The following is a 16262-nucleotide window of genomic DNA, read 5'->3' as shown; positions in this document are numbered from 1 at the left end:
GCAACAATCACCTCATTGGTAACACGTCGGTTTCGATGTCGGCGCCCTGTGGTCACAGCCGTAGCGTCGCTGGTCGACGGCGTTTTACTGTTCGGCAGTGCAGTTCACCACTGGTCGCCCGCGCGTCATGCGCCGTCGGCGTCGAATCATTGTCTCGCTCATCGTCGTGCTCGCGGTCATCGGAATCGGTGCGCCTCAAGTCGGCAACGCCGACGCCGCCTCGTTCGGCCGGTTCTACGTCAGCGGATGCGGGATGCCGAGTTCACCGGTCGACATGTGGACCAAGTGGGGCAATTACAAGACCGTCATCGCGCTCGACGGACTCCGCGCCACCAAGGACATGAGCGGCTGGCGGCACGAGACCAAGATCCAGCGGCTCGCCGACTCCGGCGTCAACGTCATCGAGCCGGTCGGCGGGCTGGCCAGCTTCTACACCGACTGGCAGACCGCCAGCCCGGGCAACAAGATCAAGTACCGGTATCGCTGGACGTGCCGACTCAACACGATCATCCGTGAGCTCGACGCCCGCGGACTCGCCGTCGGCCCGCTGGGGAAATACGCCATCATGGGAATCTCCATGGGCGGCAACGCCGCAGCGATCTACGGTGCCTATCACCGCAAGCGCATCTCGCACATCTTCTCCATGTCCGGCTATCTCAACCTCTCCGCGCCGACGATGCGCGAGGCCGTGCGGCTCGCGCTCATCGACGCGGGTATGGAGAGCGGGATGGGGCCGTTCAGTGCCGATGCGATGTGGGGTCCGCCGTGGAACAAGCGGTGGACCAACAACGACGCGCTGGTGCAACTCCCGAGGATGCGTGGCATGAAGATCCGCGTGGCGTCCGGCTCGGCGACCTGGGGTTCCCACAACACCGATGCGGTGGCGTCGGTGAAGGGTACCCCGCTCGAAATGATCTCCCTCGCCCAAACCCGTGCTTTCGAGGTCGCGGCAAACCTGCAGGGCATCCGCATCTCCACCGACTTCCCGAACGTCGGCACCCACCAGTGGGACTACTGGCAAGACATGGTCTGGCGGGCCAAGAACCAGAAGTGGTTCCGCGATCGGTGACCCTGAACTGACGCCGTAGGCTGGCGCTGCGAGCAGCGCGAGCGACGAAGGGGTGTTCGGTGTGCGGATACTGACGAGAACCACGGGCCCAGACCTCGCGGTCCGCGTGTCCGGCGATCTCGACTCCCGACGTGCGGTACTCCTCGTCCACGGCATGGCGGGCGACCATTCCACCTGGCGGTCAACCGCACGGCGACTGCGCGCCGTGAGCCGCCCGGTGATCAGCGTCGATCTGCGCGGTCACGGCCGAAGCGGTCGGGGAGATCGCCCGTACCGGCTCGACGACCTGCGTGACGACCTCGACTTCGTCCTCGACGAGTTGGGCCTCGACACGGTCGACGCCGTCGGGCACTCCCTGGGTGCGCACTCGCTGCTCAGGCTGGCGATGACCCGGCCGGAACGGGTCAGCCGGCTGGTGCTCGAGGAGGTGCCGCCGATGCCCCGTGACCAGGCCGACGTCGACGAACAGATCACCGTCAGTGCCAGATTCGGCGAACACGTGCGCGGGCTCGTCTCCCTTGTCCAAAATCCCTACCCGGTACTGCGATTCGATCGGCGGATGGCCGAGACGGTGGCTTCCGAATTCGAGGTGAGCGCGCCGCAGTGGTGGGCGAAACTGGAGCGCGTGACGGCGCCGACGCTGGTGATCTCCGGTGGCCCGCAAAGCTTTCTGCCGCCACGCCATCTGGCGACGCTCGCCGAGGCGCTACCCGATGGCCGGTTTGTGCGGATCGACACCGGCCACAGCGTGCACCGCGACAAGAGTCGCGAATTCATCGACGCCGCAGTGGGTTTCCTCGACGATCGATGACGGTGGTCAGGCCGCCGGCTTGTTGTGCAACGGCCGCGGGTCGACGCCGACCGTCTTCCACGCCTCGTAGGCCCATGGAACGTAGAGTGCTTTGAGCGGCAACCGGTTGAACAGCGGGTTCATCGCCCTCATGAATGCGGCGAAGCGCTGGAAGTTCTTCTCCCGCTTCTCGTTCCATTCCAGGTCGCAGACGTCACGCATCTGCTGCGGAAGGGTGCCCACGATGACGGTCCGGATGAAGGCGTTCAGCGGTGCCGACGCGACGCGCCAGACCGGGGCCGGCACGCGCTTGGGTCGGGGGAGGCCCTGACGGATGTAGCCGGTCGCGTACACGATCGTCTTGTGGGGGACGAAGCGGTCGAGCATGTCGTCCCAGTATGCGACGAACTCGTCGTAGGTCTGCGGCTGGCTGCGCGGGCTCACTCCGTACAGCTCGTACCAGACCTTGCTCTCTTCGAAGATCTGTTCCTTCTCGGCGCGACTGAGGCGTCGGATGAAGGTGTCGGTGATGTAGAGGACCTGGTCGACAAAGGTGGCGTGCGCCCAGTAGAACAGCTCGGGATTGAGTGCGTGGTAGCGCGAGCCGTCGCTGATGGTGCCCTTGATGTCGCGGTGGAAGTCGCGGACCGTGCGACCCCACTTCTGCGGTTCGGTGCTGTAGACGGTCTTCATGACCGGGGGGCCGGTGCGCTTGGCGCGCCCGAGGAAATCGTCGAAGATCACCGAGTGGTCGAGCACCGCCTGGCCGAGTTGCTCGATACAGTTCTCGGTTCCGGCCAGTCGCTGAAAGCCCAGCACGCCACGGGAATCGCCGTAGAACTTCCAGATCAGGGAGTCGGCGCCGAGCCGAGGCATCACGATCTCGGCGGCACTGTCCGGGGTGTCGTCGACGATGACCGGCTCGGCCTCGCGGATACCGACCTCGAATCCCTGGTTCACTGACATATCGCGAGGTTATCGCATCTTGGGACGAACGCAAAGATTTGTCTCAATGGTGAGCGGAGGATGGGTGCAGTCAGACAGGTTTTCCGTGCCGACGGCGGCAGAACTGCTCGACTCGGCGGTCGTCGTTCGCGTACCCATGCGCACACGTTTTCGTGGCCTGATCGAGCGGGAGGTCATGATCTTCGCCGGCCCGGCCGGCTGGGGAGAGTTCGGCGCCTTCGTCGAGTACGACGATGCCGAGGCGTCGTCGTGGCTGAAATCGGGCATCGAGGCTGCCTATCTCGGGCCGCCGCCGGCCGTCCGTGCGAGCGTTCCGGTGAACGCCACGGTGCCCGCGGTTCCGGCCGATCAGGTGGCGGGCATCTTGGCCCGATACCCCGGCGCGCGGACCGCGAAGGTCAAGGTCGCCGAACCTGGTCAGACGCTGGCCGACGACGTCGAACGCGTCGAGGCGGCGCGGGAGGTCGTCGACCGGGTGCGTGTCGACGCCAACGGCAAATGGGCTGTCGAACAGGCGATTACGGCGATCGGTGCGATCGGGCCCGTCGAGTACGTCGAACAGCCGTGCGCGACGGTCGAAGAACTCGCGCAGGTGCGCCGCGCCGTCGACGTGCCGATTGCGGCCGACGAGTCGATCCGCAAGGCGAGCGACCCGATGCGCGTCGTCGCCGCCGATGCGGCCGACGTCGCGGTGGTCAAGGTCGCCCCGCTCGGCGGCATGCGGGCGACTCTGGCCGTCGCAGACGCCATCGGACTGCCGGTGGTCGTGTCCAGTGCCCTCGACTCCGCGGTCGGAATGGCCGCGGGGGTGGCGGCTGCGGCAGCCCTGCCCAGTCTGGTGCTGGATTGCGGACTGGCGACCGGATCGTTGTTCGACGCGGACGTGGCGCCGTCGTTCCTGCCGGTCGACGGGAGAATCGAGCCGCGCTGGTTCGGGCCGTCGGACATCGGTCCGCTCGACCACCTGCTCGCGCCGCCGGACCGGCGGCAGTGGTGGCACGAGCGTCTTGAACGCTGTCATGCACTGATCCGAAGAGTTGAGTGACCGCCTCGCTGACCTGGGCAAATGCTCCGACGTCGTGCCCGCAAAATCTAGGGGAAGAACTTCTTCCTCGGGGTTCGTAGTCGTCCGCGAGAAACTTCTGGGGGACGACACCAAGGGTCGGGGAAGAGTTTCTTCCCCGACTTTTGTGGCGGCGGATCGCGATTCTCGCTCGACGACGATGTTCCCGGTTCCGAGGACCGCGCAGGGACGGGCACTCGTTCGGCGTGTCGCGATGTCAGAAACCGCGTGTCTGGTCAGAAACCCGAGGCGCACCAGCGGTTTGTGGCCACACCTGCGGTTTCTGGCGACAAGTGCGGTTTCCGCGACGCGGCCGCGCTCTTCCTGCCTCCACGATCGTCGGCAACGCCGACGGAGGGACGCTGATCCGAAGAGTCCCGTGACCACCGCGATGACCTGCGGAGATGTGGATACGCCCAGCCCGCAAAATCTAGGGGAAGAGTTTCTTCCCCGGGGTTCACAGTCGTCCCCTAGAAATTTGAAGGGGAGGACTCCAAGAGTAGGGGAGGAGTTTTCTTCCCCTAGTTTCTTGGGTGGCGAAGGGCGCTTTCTGTGCTCGACTGGGACCTCGGTGATGGTTGGCCGCGACGGCGGCTTCGCCGACCTCCGAGGCGCGTCGTCGGCGTGTCGCGATTTCAGAAACCGCGTGTCTGGTCAGAAACCCGAGCCGCACCAGCGGTTTCTGGCCGCACCTGAGGTTTCTGGCGACAAGTGCGGTTTCTGCGACGAGGCCGGGCTCTTCCCGCGTCCACGATCGCCGACGATCGATCCCGGCCCGCGGGTGGTAGGTGCCACCAACCAGTAGGAAGAGACATATTGGCCAATCTGTTCCAACATGCGCTAGGGTGTGCGACGTGGGTCACATCGAGCGCCCGTAGCGGTCGCGCTCGCCGGCTTTGGAGGGAGACAGCCATGACGACAACCGAGTCTGCATCTGTGTCGACAGGTAGCGACCTGCGTCCGGTACCGTACTCGAATCGGCCCGGCATCCTCGAGATGATCGAGATGCGCCGTGACCCCTTCAAGTACGGCGACAAGCGTCAGGCCCAGTTCGGCAACATCTCGGGAATGAACGCGCTCGGGCTCAAGCTCGTGGTGACCGGCGGGCCGCGGGCGGCCAACGAGATCCTGATGAACAAGGATCGCGCGTTCGCCAACGGGCCCGCGTGGAGTTACTTCATCGGACCGTTCTTCAACCGCGGCATCATGCTGCTCGACTTCGACGAGCATCGGCATCACCGGCACATCCTTCAGCAGGCATTCACCCCGAGCGTGCTCAAGGGGTACATGCAGGAGATGCAGCCGATCATCGCCGAGCGAGTCGCTGCGATGCCCACCGGCGACGTCAAGCTGTTCGACGAGTTCAAGGAACTCACACTCGATGTGGCGCTCGAGGTGTTCCTCGGCCTCGAACTCCCGAAGGACGAGGCCGACAAGCTCAACAAGGCCTTCATCGACACCGTGCGCGCGGGTGTCGCGTATGTGCGCAAGCCGGTACCCGGGGGCCGCTGGTGGAAGGGCTTGCGGGGCCGCAAGGTTCTCGAGGAGTTCTTCTACGCCAACATCGACGCCAAACGCGCCAAGGAGACACCGGACCTGTTCTCCGTGCTCTGCCACGCGGAAAGCGAAGAGGGACACCGATTCACCGACGAGGACGTGGTCAACCACATGATCTTCGTCCTCATGGCCGCGCACGACACGTCGACCATCACCATGACCCAGATGGCCTACCGGATGGCCAAGTCGCCGGAATGGCAGGAGCGGGCCCGCGCCGAATCGCTGGAGCTCAACCCCGAACTCGGCTACGACGACCTGAGCCGGATGGGAGCACTCGATCTCATCCTCAAAGAATCTCTGCGGATGTGCCCGCCGGTTCCGGCGCAACCGCGCATGGCGATCAAGGACACCTCCGTGCAAGGCTTCTTCGTGCCGAAGGGCACGATCGTCACGGTTTCTCAGCTGACCAATCATCGCGACCCGGAGTTCTACACGAATCCGGACATGTTCGACCCCGAGCGCTTCAGCAAGGAACGCGCCGAGGACAAGGGCCATCGAATGGCGTGGACTCCGTTCGGTGGTGGCGTTCACAAATGCATCGGCCTGTATTTTGGCCAGATGGAAATCAAGACGATCCTGCATCACCTGTTGCGCGGCTACGAATGGTCGGTGCCCGCCGACTACCAGATTCCGATGGACTACAGCTCGCTCCCGGTGCCCAAGGACAAGCTGCCGGTGAACCTACGGCGCCGGTGACGTGGTGAGCAGCAACGCGGTACGGCCCGGGGTACGACCCGCCGGGTCCCGAAAGGTACGCAACACCGAGAGTCCCGAGGCCCAGGAGGCCGCGATCCTGGCCGCCGCTGCCGAGGAGTTCACCTCGGTCGGCGTGCGGCGGGCAAACGTCGACGAGGTCGCGGCGCGGGCCGGGGTCAGCCGAAGCACACTGTATCGGCGGTTCCCCAACAAAGAGGCGCTGTTGCTCGCCGTCGCCAACGACGCGTACGAGCGTGGGATGACGCGACTCGAGGAAGCCACGCATGGATTGGGGCCCAAGGGTGCGATCGTGGAGGCCTTCGCCATCGGTGCGACGATGATCTCCGAAGATCCACTGCTGCACCGCATCGTGCTGACGGATCTCGAGATGAAGGGCATCACCGCGTCGATGACGTCGCTGTTCATCGACATGGTCACCAAGCGTGTCGCCGCCACGATGCGCGACGAAGGCGCCACCATGCCCCAGGACGATCTGCTGCAGGCGGTCGAACTCCATGTCCGGCTGGTGATCTCTTTCCTCGAAACACCCGCGTCCGACGAGGAGCGTCAACAACCCGCCTACGTTCGCGGGTTCGCCGAGAAGTTCCTTGCACCGATGATCTGGTGAACCAAACCGCACATCAATTCGATTCCACCCCAGGGGGATACATCCAATGAGTCTGCGTGACAAGCTGTCCGGCAAACCCGACCACGACGCACTGCGGGCCGCGCTCGAGAACAAGGTCGTGGTGGTCACCGGTGGTGCTCGGGGCATCGGATTCGAAACGGCCACGCAGCTTTTCCAGGCCGGTGCGAAGGTGGCCATCGGTGACATCGATGACGAGGCGGTCGGCAAGGCTGCGGCCGATCTCGGTATCGAGGGTGTGGAGGTGGACGTCACGAACCGCGCCTCCTTCGACGCGTTCCTGGACGAGGTCGAGGCGCGACTCGGTCCGATCGACGTGCTCGTCAACAATGCGGGCATCATGCCGGTCGGACCGTTCCTGTCCTACGACGACACCATCATTCGCCGCACCTTCGACATCGACGTCATCGGGGTGATCCTCGGCAGCCAGTTGATGGCCCGGCGCATGGTGACTCGCGGGGGTGGGCACATCGTCAACATCGCGTCGACCGCCGGCCGCATCCCGACCCCGGGTCTCACCATCTACAACGGCGCCAAGGCCGCGGTCATCGAATTCTCCGAGGCGCTCAATGCAGAGTTGGAACCCGAAGGCGTCCAGGTGAGTTCGATCCTGCCGACCTTCACTCGCACGGCCCTGATCTCCGGCCTCAAGACCAACGCGCTGGTGCAGACCGTCGGCCCGGAGGAGGTGGCGCAGATCGTGGTGTCGACCATCGCCAAGCCGCGAGTGCGGGTGTACGCGCCACGGGCGATGATGTGGGCCGAGTCCGGTGCGCTGTTCCCACAGGGAATGAAACGGTTGTCGCGCAAGCTCACCAAGCTCGACTCGATCTTCATGAACCCTGATCAACAAGTGCGCGCCGCCTACACCAGCCGAATCCGGGGCGAGCGGACCAACTGACCCCTGGTTGCCCGTTGATCTAACGCCGAAGACCCCCGACGAATTCATGGACAGGGCCACTAAGCGTCGTTGACAATGGGCGTGCGCAACCGCACGCTGAACTGGTCTTCGTGACACCGCGTGTACGCTGCTGCCGGCTGGAGGGTCGATGACGAACTCGCCGATGTTCGACACCATGTCGACGATGCGCGCCATGCGGAGGCTCAAACCCGATCCGGTGCCCGAAGAGTTGCTGACACAACTGATCCGGGCTGCGACGTGGGCGCCCAGTGGCAGCAACATCCAGGGCTACCAGTACGTCGTGGTCACCGATCGCGCCAAGATGGCCGAGATCGCGAAGCTGTGGAACGTCATCGCCGACTTCTACATGCAGATGACCGGCGACTCGGTTCCACCGAACTCGACCGCAGAGAAGATGCGGAAGCTGAGAGCGGCGCTGCGGTATCAGCAGGAGCACTTCCACGAGACACCCGCGCTCATTGTGTTCTGCTACGACAGCGGACCGCTCTACGACGCTGCCCGGGCCAATCTTCGTGAAATCATCTCGGCCACAAAGTGTCTCGGTGGAAGACGAATACTCGACACCATGCGCCACGTTCGACGCACGGGGGAGATGTCGGAGGCCGCGAGCGTCTACCCGGGTGTCGAAAACCTGTTGCTGGCAGCACGGGAGTTGGGTCTCGGTGCAACTCTGACCACCTGGCATCTGATGTTCGAGTCCGAGTTCAAGAAGATCTTGGGAATTCCCCGGCGGGTCAAGACCTTTGCGGTCATCCCCGTCGGCTGGCCGGTGGGTCGGTTCGGTCCCGTCAGCCGTGTGGAGCCGGACGACGTCATCCACCGCGACGGTTGGTGATCAGCGCGGTAGGACAACCACCGGCACGGGTGAGTGCCGAATCAGCTTGTGTGCCCTCGATCCGACGAACACCTGGGACAGCAGACCTTCGTGACTGCTGCCGACGAACAACACCTCGCCCTCGATCCACTCGATCGAATCCACCGCCTCACGCCATCCGGTACCGGAGGCCACCTCGGTGGGCGTTCCGCTTTCGATGACGCCGTCGGCCGCGAGTTTCTGCTGCGCCGCCGTCGACTGCTCGATCCATTGATCGAGCACCTGGTTCTCGGTACGGATACCCACCAGAGGCGGATACATGGCGCCACCGCGCACCGCGAAGGTGACCACGCGCATCGGTTTTGCCATCAGCCCCGCGACGTCACGTGCCCGCGAGATGATCCCGTCGTCGTCGGTTCCCGCGTACGCGACCGTGATCCGGGTGAGCTTGCCATCTTTCGGCGAACGGTAGCCTCGCGGGCTCAGTGCGACGGGCGTCGGCGAACGATGCAGAAGCCAGTCCGCGGTGGAGCCCGTCACGATCTGCCCGAGTTGCCCTCCGTTGGCCGAGCTGATGACGAGTACCCGTGCGCCGATCTCCACCGCATGTGCCGAAAGCGCAGACGCCGCGGTCCGGTGATCCAGGCGCACGAAACGCCAATCCAGATCGGGAGGGTAGATCGTCATGTAGTCGGCGATCTCCTGCTCGGCCTTGGTGACGATCTCGTCGGTCCACGACGCGTACTCGGCGTCGACCTTTGCCATCGACGGTGTGGTCCACGGCTTCGGTACCACCGTCGCGACGACGAGGTCGGTGCCCGCGGACTCGGCGAGCATCGCGCCCAATTGCACACCGCCCGTTCCGCCTTCACCTTGGACGTAACCGACGAGAACCGTCATGACAGCGACTTGTCCGTGGAGACCGGTTCCTCAGGTGGGTTGTTCAGCTTGCTGTGCCGACGTCCCCACAGGAGGTAGAAGATCAGCGCCGCACCCACCCAGAGGCCGAAGAACAGGAACGTGATCGGTGCGAGCCCGCTGAGAATCCAGATGCACGCGGCGACCGACAGGACTGGGGTCACCGGGTAGCCGGGCACACGGAAGGGGCGCGGCAGATTCGGCATCGTGCGACGAAGGATGATCACGCCGACCGAGACGACGATGAACGCCGCGAGGGTGCCGACCGAGACGAGATCCCACAGCTTGTCGATCGGCACAAAGCCGGCCAGGATTGCGATGATCACGCACACGACGACCGTATTGTTCACCGGCACCATCGTTTTAGGACTGACCTTCGAGAACGACTTCGGCAGCAGACCGTCGCGGCCCATCGCGAACAGGATGCGCGTCTGCCCGTAGATCACGACCAGGGTGACCGAGAAGATCGAGATGACCGCGCCGGCGGCGATCAGATTCCCGACCCACGTCGAACCGGTGACATTGTTCGCCAGTACCGAGAGGCTGGCCTCGTCGTCGGGGTTGAACTCCGTCCATGCCTGAGCACCGATCGAGGCGATCGCGGTCAGCAGATAGATACTGATGACGACGATCAGGGCGCCGATGATCGCGCGCGGCATCGCTCGCTGTGGGTCCTTCACCTCATCGCCCGCGGTGGACACGGCATCGAGTCCGATGAAGGTGAAGAAGATGACCGCGGCGGCCGACGTCACCCCGGACATGCCCTCGGGCATGAACGGCGAGAAATGGCTGGAGGTGAAAGCGGTCAGGCAGACTGCCGCGAAGAGCAGGAGCACGCCCAGCTTGATGAGCACCATGACGGTATTGACCAGGGCCGACTCGCTGGCACCGCGGATGAGGAGAGCGCCGCACAGGAAGACGAGGATCACGGCGGGCAGGTTGATCCAGCCGGGATCGTCGACGCCCCATGGCGCCGCGTTCAGCTGGTGCGGGATCGTCCAACCGAACAAGTTGCCGATCAACTCGTTGAGATACTGGCCCCAACCGATCGACGTGGCGGCCGCCGACACTCCGTACTCGAGCATGAGGCATGCACCGATGCCGACAGCCACGATCTCGCCCAGCGTCGCATACGCGTAGGAATAGCTCGATCCGGAAACAGGCACGGCGGACGCCATTTCGGCGTAACAGATCGCAGCGAGACCGGCCGCCGCGCCGGCGATGACGAATGCGAGGAGAACTGCGGGGCCGGCTTTGCTGATGGCCTCCGGGACGACGATGAAGATACCGGTGCCGACCGTAGCGCCCACGCCGAACAGCGTCAGCTGAAAAGTCCCGATGCTGCGTTTGAGGTGAGGTTCGCCGGCACCGCCGCCGGGAGCGTCCTTCCCCTCGACCGGCTTGCGGCGGAACAGCAGACTCGTCGTTGACTGTGCTTGCGTCATCAGTGCCTCCTGGCCAGGGTGTATCGATTCTGCTCCCGGATGCGACGACGTGCAGGGCGAATGCGAGATAACGGTGCCGATCGGTTCGGGGGCGAAGGAGCGCAAGGCCGAGAGCCCGTGCTGTCGCAGGGCCTGAAACGCATGGTGTTGCTGTGACTCCTGTACTCGATTACACGCTCTCTTCGCACCACCAGTAACACTAGTGTCGGGTCTCTGACCTGCGAAAATAGTCCTTGACTCGCATACGTGTTCGAGTATTCTGGACGCATGCCCCACATCGAACACCTTTGCGACCAGCTCGCCGCGTTCGCACCACCCGACACCGGCCGTGAGGTGCATGAGGCCCTCACCGCGCTGCTGCGGCTACGAAACCTGGTCGACCACCACGCCGCGGTGTTGGCTGCCACGGTCGAACGCCTGGGGATCGCGACGAAGCAGGGCCGCACCACCCGCGAACTGCTGATCGTCATGGGGTGCGCGCCCGCGGTCGCCACCCGGTTGCTGCGCGTCGGTGTTGCTCTGGCCGGTACACCACGATTGGCCGGTCACACCGCCGATGGCACGCTGTCCGGCGAACACGCCGACGCGATCGCCCGGGGCTTGTCGCATATTGGTGTCCGCGCGAGGGAACCGCTCACCGATGCGCTGCGTCAAACTTGTGTGACCGATCTTCTGGCCCAAGCCTTCTCCGGTGCCACTCCCGCCGACATCGACCGCCGTGCCCGCACCCTGGGCAACCGGGTCGCCGACGATGCTCCTGCCGCGGTACCCGCCCGCGATGACCGCGACATCAACACCTTCGATGTGACCACCGATGGTGACGGCCGGGTTGTGGTGCGCGGGGATGTGGATGCGGTGATCGGGGAGAAACTGCACACCATGATCGACGCCCTGGCCGCACCTCGTCCCGAACCCGACGGCTCCCCCGACGCCCGCAGCGCCGGGCGCCGCCGCTCCGAAGCGTTGGAACGCATCCTTGATGCCGCCGCCCACGGGGATGACAGGTTGGTGGGCATGCCGAAACATCAAGTGCTGCTCACGTTGCCGGCGGACAATCCGGATCTGGCGTCGATGGCGTTCACCGGACCCGTCACCCTGGACACCGCCCGGTTGTTGACCTGTGATGCGGTGGTCACCGCGATCACCGTCGACAAGGACGGGGTGCCGGTCGCGATGACCGACAACCTACGCCTGTTCCCACCACACCTGCGTCGAGCGTTGATCGTGCGTGACGGAGGGTGCTGCATCAAATGCGGAGCGCCGGCGTCCTGGGCCCACGCACACCACATCAAACACCACGCCGACGGCGGCAAAACCGTCCTGGACAACGGGTGCCTACTCTGCCCGTCCTGCCACACCGATGTGCACCACAACGGGTGGGATGTGGTGCTTGGACATGACCGCCACCCCTGGCTGGTCCCGCCGGCCAGTGTCGATCCGGAAAGGAGACCACTACCGGCCTACAACCGACGCACCATGCGCCTGGACAACGCCGCCTGAACCCGACCACGTGATATCTCGCGCCCCTGCCGCTGATCGAGCCGGTACCGAGCCCCAGGGGCGAGGCGCCGTGTCGAGATCCGCCGGTGACCATCCCGAACAGCGGAGTTCGCTCCGCGCACGACCTTTGAGAACTCCATAGTGTGAACCGCGACGCCACGGCGAAACCGTTGCCGCGCTACCGAAATACCCACGGCAAGCACCGACATCGCTGCAGATGACACAGGGCCGGGTCGGGTCGCGTCGGTGTGCGACAACGTGCACCACTAGTGTGGAGTGTGACGACCGACACGTGGGGGTGGACCTACGAGGCAGGAGGGGCCCGATGCCGTCGCAGTCCTCCGAACTCCTGTCGGCGGACCGCTCAGCTCGTCGCGAGTTGGCCGAGGCCGTCGACGAGCTGCACGCTGCGGAGATCGCGGCGGGCACGCGGTCGCCGGTGTCCCGGGTCTGGTGGGTCGCGGTCGTCGGCGGCGTTGTGGTCGCGGTTGCCCTGGCCGCAGTAATGGTGACGGCATGGGTCCGGACATCCGATCACTACACCGACGCGGACTTCGAGAGCGCCGCCGCCGAACGAGTGTCCGTGTTGCTGTCGCCGAACCATCGGGACCCGCAGCAGGTGTGGCGGATTCTGTCCGGGGCGACCGGGGCGTTCTACGACGAGTTCGCCCAATCCGCCGACGCCTACACCGCATTCGTGCGGGCCCACGGGACGGTGACACATTCGTCGGTCGACGGCACGGGAGTGGCCGGCCGCGCCGACGACACGGCATCGGTCCTCGTTGCGGCCACGGTCACCTTCGACCGTGCATCCGCGAAACCGGATCCGCGAGCGGAAGCGGTCCGCCGGTTTCGGCTCCGGGTGCTGGTGACACCTGCGGACGGTGAGCTGAAACTCGCGGCGGTGCAGTACCTGCCATGAAAGTTGTGTCCCGCGGACGTGCCGCGTTGTTGACCGTGATCGCAGTGGCCGTGCTGGTTGCGCTCGGCGTCGTCGTCGGCGTGCTCGCGCGCACTCACCACGCCGACGACACCGTCGAGGCCAACCGGGACGAGTTGCGAGCACAGGCCGGACGCATCGTTGCCGACGTGTTCTCGGTGGACACGCGCACGTGGCAGTCCGACCGAGATCGTGCGCGTGGCCTGGTGGGGCCCGAGTTCACCGAAAGTTATGGTGCACAGCTGAATCGGGCGCCGACAGAGCCCGTGGTCTCTGTGGTGTGGCGCCCGGAGACGGTCGGTCTGGTGCGCGTCGGAGAAGGGGACGGTGAGGTGCTGATCCGAGTTGCGGTCACGACCCGCACCCAGGCGGCACCAGACCCGGCGCCGACCCGGCAGACCGTGCTCACCCACTTCGTGAAACACGCAGACCACTGGCTCCTGGACCGGGCGGACATCGTCGGATGAGCAACAGCGACAAGAGTTCTGATGCTGCATCCGTCCGCGTCGAGCGCGGGATCCAGCGCGTGCAGGAGGCGACCCGTGGGGCGCGTACCGCCCGCATTGAGGCTGCGCCGGCGCTCCTCGACCGCGCGCGTCGTCGTTCGCGTTGGTTCTGGATGACGATGGCGGGCGCGGTCGTGGTCGTCGTCGGGCTAATGGTTGCGTCGGTGATCCTCGGAGTGCAGGTGCGGTCCGCCGACGCCCTGGACGACGAGCGGGCGGCGGTCATCGGTGCTGCCGACGCGGCGGTGGTCGCCATGCTGTCGGCAGATCCGGCCGATCCGCAGGCGTATGTCGACAAGGTGCTCGACGTGAGCGCCGGGGCGCGGCGCGAGAGGCTCGAAGGACTGCGCGACGCCATCGCAGCGGAGGTCGGCAAGCAGTCCGGTCCGAGTGTGGGACAGGTGATTTCGAGCGGACTCGTCAGCGACCCACCCGACGATCCGGCCGACGGCGCGCGAGCAGACGTCCTCACTGTCGCCGACGCGACCAATCCGGCATTGCTCGGGGGCGGGGCGCCATCGCCGTCCCGCGATGTGACCGCTCAGCGGATCACCGTGGCACTCACCATGATCCGGACCGCCGACGGGTGGCGGGTCGCCGACGCGAGGGCCCTGTAGATGAAGCACGGTTCTCTGGTGGGTTCGCGCCGACTGACTCGTCAACAGCGCAGGCGGGCGGCGTGCGCAGCGATCGTCGTGGTGCTCGCACTCGGTGTGGCGCTGGCCGGGTGGATCGGTGTTCTGCGCGCCGATCGGGGAGTGTCCGACACCGAACGTGCCGACGTCTTGCGCTCCACCGAATCGGCCGTCACCGCGCTCCTGAATTTCGGCCCCGGCACCACTGCGGATCAGACTCGGCACACTGCGTCGCTGCTGACCGATCCGATCGCGCTGGATTTTCGCGCGCGCGGATACGGGGTCATCGCGGCCGGTGCTATCGAGGCCGGAGTTGCCGTGTCGGCGCGCGTGGTCGGCGTCGGACTCCATGGTTCCCCTGGGGACACCGCGCGGGTCCTGGTGTTCGTCGATCAGCAGCTGCACCGCGCCGACGCACCTGCGCAAGGCGCCGATCAACGGAGCGGGACAACCCCTTCCGCAAGGTGGGCGACTATGCGTAGAGTCGACGGGAATTGGCTGCTCGCCGACCTTCAACCGGTCGGTGACATCACCATGTGAATGACATCACACATGGGACATCACCCGCTGAGGAGAGATTGTTGAGTGAATCATCGGCCGGCGTGGTCGTGGTGGGAGCCGGACTCGGCGCGATCCGTCTTGCGGAGAACCTCCGCACAAACGGGTACGTGGAATCGATCACGCTCATCGGCGCCGAGGCGCACCCACCCTACGACCGCCCCCCGCTGTCCAAATCCGTCCTGCTGGGCAAGGACGACCGCGTCGACCTGAAGCCGGGGGACTTCTACGGCGAGCACGGCATCGAGCTGCGACTCGGTGAGCGCGTCACCGCCATCGCGCCCGACGACAAGACCGTGACCATCGAACGGCCCGACGATCCGGCGCACAGCGAAACTCTGCGGTACGACACGCTTGTCCTCGCGACCGGGCTGGCGCCCCGCGCTTTTCCCGGTGCCGACCCCGATCTGGCCGGAGTGCACCTGCTGCGCACCTACGACGACGCGGTGGCCCTGCGCGGTGAAATCGATGCGGCCCAAACCGCTGTGGTGATCGGCGCCGGCTTCATCGGGTGTGAGGTTGCGGCGAGTCTGCTCACCCGCGGCCTGTCGGTCAGCCTCGTCGAACCGGCGCAGACGCCGCTCGCCGCAGCGCTCGGCACGCAGATCGGCGCGCTGGTCGCACGACTGCACAACGACAACGGCATCGACGTCCACGCGGGGGTGGCTGTCTCCGAGCTCATCGCCGACGCGGGGAAGGTGCGCGCAGTGAAGCTCTCCGACGGCACCGAACTCGCAGCAGACATCGTCGTCGTGGGAATCGGGTCGACGCCGGTCACCGACTACCTCGATGGGTCGGGCATTGCCCTGGCGGCACGGGAGGATGGCGGCGGAATTGCCTGTGATACAACCGGACACACGAGCGCAGCCGACGTGTTCGCGATCGGCGACGTGGCCAACTGGCTCGACGACAGCGGTAAGCCGAAGCGGGTGGAACATTGGAATCACACCGTCGAGCAGGCATCGATCGTCGCCCACCAGATCGTCGGCGGTGATGCCGTCACCGCGTCGGTGCCGTACTTCTGGAGCGATCAGTTCGACCTGAAGATCCAGGTTCTCGGCAGCCCGCGCGCCGACGACGATCTGCACATCGCGTCCGACGACGGCAAGAAGTTCCTCGCCTACTACAGCCGCGATGGGTACCTCACCGCCGTGATCGGTGCGGGCAAGGTCGGTGCGGTCATGAAGACGCGTCCGAAACTGCAGACCCGCACACCCATCTCCGAGGTGATCTGAGC

The 16262-nt window shown here is 65.5% G+C and carries 16 protein-coding genes; 13 read left to right on the top strand and 3 right to left on the bottom strand.

The window, feature by feature from the left end; all coding sequences use genetic code 11:
- The first annotated feature begins 127 nt into the window (after positions 1–127).
- Both ACWDTF_RS00425 and ACWDTF_RS00420 read left to right on the top strand, forming a co-directional pair.
- Entirely contained in the window at positions 128–1069 is a 942-nt protein-coding gene (locus ACWDTF_RS00425; RefSeq protein WP_240862532.1) for an alpha/beta hydrolase, read from the top strand.
- Between the two features lie 61 nt (positions 1070–1130).
- Positions 1131–1880 (top strand): alpha/beta fold hydrolase, encoded by a 750-nt coding sequence (locus ACWDTF_RS00420; RefSeq protein ID WP_240862494.1) that lies wholly within the window; start codon positions 1131–1133, stop codon positions 1878–1880.
- Positions 1881–1886: 6 nt separating this feature from the next.
- On the opposite strand, the gene ACWDTF_RS00415 is transcribed toward ACWDTF_RS00420, so the two are convergent.
- Entirely contained in the window at positions 1887–2825 is a 939-nt protein-coding gene (locus ACWDTF_RS00415; protein ID WP_240862491.1) for an oxygenase MpaB family protein, read from the bottom strand.
- Positions 2826–2910: 85 nt separating this feature from the next.
- Here ACWDTF_RS00415 and ACWDTF_RS00410 point away from each other — a divergent pair, with 85 nt between their 5' ends.
- From ACWDTF_RS00410 to ACWDTF_RS00390, 5 genes are all read left to right on the top strand, one after another.
- The gene (locus ACWDTF_RS00410) at positions 2911–3870 is read left to right on the top strand and encodes an o-succinylbenzoate synthase (RefSeq protein WP_433256188.1); all 960 of its coding nucleotides are present in this window, start codon (positions 2911–2913) and stop codon (positions 3868–3870) included.
- 930 nt (positions 3871–4800) lie between these two features.
- The gene (locus ACWDTF_RS00405) at positions 4801–6141 is read left to right on the top strand and encodes a cytochrome P450 (protein ID WP_355279705.1); all 1341 of its coding nucleotides are present in this window, start codon (positions 4801–4803) and stop codon (positions 6139–6141) included.
- A gap of 4 nt (positions 6142–6145) precedes the next feature.
- On the top strand, positions 6146–6769 hold the full coding sequence (locus tag ACWDTF_RS00400) for a TetR/AcrR family transcriptional regulator (RefSeq protein WP_355279703.1): 624 nt from the start codon (positions 6146–6148) through the stop codon (positions 6767–6769).
- Positions 6770–6815: 46 nt separating this feature from the next.
- Positions 6816–7688 carry an SDR family oxidoreductase gene (locus ACWDTF_RS00395; RefSeq protein WP_240862820.1) on the top strand — a complete coding sequence of 291 codons (873 nt, stop codon included), beginning with the start codon at positions 6816–6818 and terminating at the stop codon, positions 7686–7688.
- Between the two features lie 148 nt (positions 7689–7836).
- Positions 7837–8544, top strand: a complete 708-nt coding sequence (locus tag ACWDTF_RS00390; RefSeq protein WP_240862817.1) for a nitroreductase family protein — start codon at positions 7837–7839, stop codon at positions 8542–8544.
- On the opposite strand, the gene ACWDTF_RS00385 is transcribed toward ACWDTF_RS00390, so the two are convergent.
- On the bottom strand, positions 8545–9423 hold the full coding sequence (locus ACWDTF_RS00385; protein WP_240862814.1) for a universal stress protein: 879 nt from the start codon (positions 9421–9423) through the stop codon (positions 8545–8547). It lies immediately after the preceding gene.
- Positions 9420–10886 carry an amino acid permease gene (locus ACWDTF_RS00380; protein WP_355279697.1) on the bottom strand — a complete coding sequence of 489 codons (1467 nt, stop codon included), beginning with the start codon at positions 10884–10886 and terminating at the stop codon, positions 9420–9422. Before ACWDTF_RS00380 ends, ACWDTF_RS00385 begins: the two co-directional genes overlap by 4 nt.
- A gap of 267 nt (positions 10887–11153) precedes the next feature.
- Between ACWDTF_RS00380 and ACWDTF_RS00375 the strand changes: the two genes are divergently transcribed.
- The 6 genes from ACWDTF_RS00375 to ACWDTF_RS00350 all read left to right on the top strand — a co-directional run bounded on the left by ACWDTF_RS00375 (position 11154) and on the right by ACWDTF_RS00350 (position 16260).
- The gene (locus ACWDTF_RS00375; protein WP_449753833.1) at positions 11154–12386 is read left to right on the top strand and encodes an HNH endonuclease; all 1233 of its coding nucleotides are present in this window, start codon (positions 11154–11156) and stop codon (positions 12384–12386) included.
- A gap of 325 nt (positions 12387–12711) precedes the next feature.
- Complete coding sequence (locus tag ACWDTF_RS00370; protein ID WP_355276586.1) at positions 12712–13308, top strand: hypothetical protein; 597 nt, start codon at positions 12712–12714, stop codon at positions 13306–13308.
- Entirely contained in the window at positions 13305–13793 is a 489-nt protein-coding gene (locus ACWDTF_RS00365; RefSeq protein ID WP_240860817.1) for a hypothetical protein, read from the top strand. The genes ACWDTF_RS00370 and ACWDTF_RS00365 overlap by 4 nt, the downstream gene beginning before the upstream one ends.
- Positions 13790–14449 carry a hypothetical protein gene (locus ACWDTF_RS00360; protein WP_240860818.1) on the top strand — a complete coding sequence of 220 codons (660 nt, stop codon included), beginning with the start codon at positions 13790–13792 and terminating at the stop codon, positions 14447–14449. Before ACWDTF_RS00365 ends, ACWDTF_RS00360 begins: the two co-directional genes overlap by 4 nt.
- On the top strand, positions 14450–15007 hold the full coding sequence (locus tag ACWDTF_RS00355; RefSeq protein WP_355276582.1) for a hypothetical protein: 558 nt from the start codon (positions 14450–14452) through the stop codon (positions 15005–15007).
- A gap of 41 nt (positions 15008–15048) precedes the next feature.
- Complete coding sequence (locus tag ACWDTF_RS00350) at positions 15049–16260, top strand: NAD(P)/FAD-dependent oxidoreductase (protein ID WP_355276581.1); 1212 nt, start codon at positions 15049–15051, stop codon at positions 16258–16260.
- The last annotated feature ends 2 nt before the right edge of the window (positions 16261–16262 follow it).

This window comes from Gordonia sp. NPDC003422, from assembly GCF_053588675.1.
Note: the sequence above shows the minus strand (reverse complement) of the source record. Positions and strands in the feature narration are given on the sequence as shown.

Excerpts from the sequence above, each read along its gene's own strand:
- ACWDTF_RS00425 (WP_240862532.1), top strand. The coding sequence starts at position 128 with ATGCGCCGTCGGCGTCGAATCATTGTCTCGCTCATCGTCGTGCTCGCG.
- ACWDTF_RS00415 (WP_240862491.1), bottom strand. The coding sequence starts at position 2,825 with ATGTCAGTGAACCAGGGATTCGAGGTCGGTATCCGCGAGGCCGAGCCG.
- ACWDTF_RS00405 (WP_355279705.1), top strand. The coding sequence starts at position 4,801 with ATGACGACAACCGAGTCTGCATCTGTGTCGACAGGTAGCGACCTGCGT.
- ACWDTF_RS00395 (WP_240862820.1), top strand. The coding sequence starts at position 6,816 with ATGAGTCTGCGTGACAAGCTGTCCGGCAAACCCGACCACGACGCACTG.
- ACWDTF_RS00390 (WP_240862817.1), top strand. The coding sequence starts at position 7,837 with ATGACGAACTCGCCGATGTTCGACACCATGTCGACGATGCGCGCCATG.
- ACWDTF_RS00385 (WP_240862814.1), bottom strand. The coding sequence starts at position 9,423 with ATGACGGTTCTCGTCGGTTACGTCCAAGGTGAAGGCGGAACGGGCGGT.
- ACWDTF_RS00380 (WP_355279697.1), bottom strand. The coding sequence starts at position 10,886 with ATGACGCAAGCACAGTCAACGACGAGTCTGCTGTTCCGCCGCAAGCCG.
- ACWDTF_RS00375 (WP_449753833.1), top strand. The coding sequence starts at position 11,154 with ATGCCCCACATCGAACACCTTTGCGACCAGCTCGCCGCGTTCGCACCA.
- ACWDTF_RS00370 (WP_355276586.1), top strand. The coding sequence starts at position 12,712 with ATGCCGTCGCAGTCCTCCGAACTCCTGTCGGCGGACCGCTCAGCTCGT.
- ACWDTF_RS00365 (WP_240860817.1), top strand. The coding sequence starts at position 13,305 with ATGAAAGTTGTGTCCCGCGGACGTGCCGCGTTGTTGACCGTGATCGCA.
- ACWDTF_RS00360 (WP_240860818.1), top strand. The coding sequence starts at position 13,790 with ATGAGCAACAGCGACAAGAGTTCTGATGCTGCATCCGTCCGCGTCGAG.
- ACWDTF_RS00355 (WP_355276582.1), top strand. The coding sequence starts at position 14,450 with ATGAAGCACGGTTCTCTGGTGGGTTCGCGCCGACTGACTCGTCAACAG.